The organism is Bradyrhizobium sp. Leo170 (assembly GCF_004296405.1).
Classification (GTDB): Bacteria; Pseudomonadota; Alphaproteobacteria; order Rhizobiales; family Xanthobacteraceae; genus Bradyrhizobium.
Genome location: NZ_PSRR01000670.1, coordinates 1 through 1,752, shown reverse-complemented (window position 1 = coordinate 1,752; position 1,752 = coordinate 1). Strand labels below are relative to the sequence as shown.

General features: G+C 65.0%; 1 protein-coding gene. It reads right to left on the bottom strand.

Annotated features, from left to right (window positions below):
- Positions 1-57: 57 nt before the first annotated feature.
- Positions 58-1,752 (bottom strand): winged helix-turn-helix domain-containing protein (locus CWO89_RS43865; RefSeq protein ID WP_245476860.1); only part of this gene is annotated, 1,695 nt, incomplete at its 5' end.

The window sequence follows — 1,752 nt, the reverse complement described above, 5'->3', positions numbered from 1 at the left end:
CGGCCTAGCATCACGCAAAAGACACTGACGACAACGCTTTGAGCGAGGTTGTTATCGTCAGCGTTCCGGCAATCCGAGTTCGAGCAGCGTCTGCATGGACTGCTCGCCCGCCGCGAGAAAAGCCGGGCTGGCATTGCGCGTTGGCAGCGAGATGTTGAGGGCCGTCGAATCGGGCCGCAACGCCATGGCCTTTGCCATCGCCGTCCTTGCCTCGTCCGGCTGGCCCAGGCGCTGATAGGCCACGGCCAGCAGCATATAGGGGCGTCCCGACGCCGGCGTGATGGCGATCGACCGCTGCAGCCAGGACACCGCTTCCCCGTTGCTGCCCATGAGCAGGGCGGTCCATCCCGCCCCGAGCATCCAGGTCCAGCGCGAAACTTCCGGCGTGTCGAAGCGATCGGCCTGCTTGAATGTTGCCAGCGCGTCCTCGAAGCGCCCCAATTGAAGCTGCGCCAGGCCGATGTGGTAGAGAACCAACCCGTTCCACGGATCAAAACTCAATGCTTTCGCGCAGGCCACCAGACTTTCAACGAACTCGTTGGTCGCGGTCAGGAAGCGGCAATAGGCTTCCAGCACCGGAATGTAACGTGGCGTCGTCTGTCGCGCGCGCTCCAGCAGCGATCCGGCGTTGCGCTCCGCCGCCGAACGTTCGGCCGGCGCGTACCACGTCATCTGAATCCCCCGCAACTGAAGGGCGGCCAGCGCGATCTGCAACTCGGTATTGTCGGGCTCGGCGGCAAGCGCTTTTTCCAGCATCGTCTGCGCTGTGGCAAAACGTTCGCGCGTCGTTCGATTGATCGAGGCTGTGGCTTGCTCGATCGCAACTTTGGCGTCGCCGGCTGCCGCCGGATGGGTGCCGGATTCCAGAAGCGCGTTAAGGCGCCGTGCCAGCGCATGACCTGCTCCCGCGGCCAGCCGCGATTGCTGCAACTGCATGTCCGATTCGGTGGCGTCGACCGACACCGTAACGACCGCCTGGACTTCGCCGGTGGCGGTCTGGATCATGCGCGCCCGCAAGATCCAGGATTGCGGACCTTTCTCCAGTTCGCCATTCAGCACGAAGTCCGACTGTGCCGAGGGCGTGGATGCGGGCGCCGTTGCCGCCGCGACCTGCCGCGGTGCGACCACGCGGATATTGTCGATCCTGGCCAGACCATCGGTCAGGCGGTCGGTTACAGCCGCCGCCATGCCGGGCCCTCGGGGGTCGTTGCTCGCATCGACGATCGGCGTTAGCGCAATGGTCGGCGGCGATCGCTTGAACATGAGATCGGGACGGAAGGTCGGAGCGGCCACCGCAAACCCGAAGATCACGCAGAGGGCCGCTGCTGCGGCGGCAGCCACCGGCCGGCGCAGGCCGAATAGCCGCCGCGGTGTTGTAATCTCGGTCGCGGGTTCAGCGCTTGCAATTGGCTCGGCGTTTGCCTGCACGGCAACGGCAGGTGCTGGCGGCTTAATCGACACTTCGGCTGCGAACAGGTAGCCGCGGCCGGACACGAGTTTGATCGTCTGCCGCCGGTCATCGCCCAGCGCGGTGCGAATCTCGCGGATGCATTGGAACAGGCTGTCTTCGCCGACATGGACGTTCGGCCAGACCGCCTCCATCAGCTCTTCCTTGCTCAGTACCCGGCCCGCATTGGCGGCGAATAGCTGCAGCATCTCAAGCGCTTTCGGCCTGAGCCTGACCGCCTCGCCATCCGGCCCGCGCAACTCGGCGCGCTCCCGATCGAGCTCAAATCCGGCAAAACGAAATGG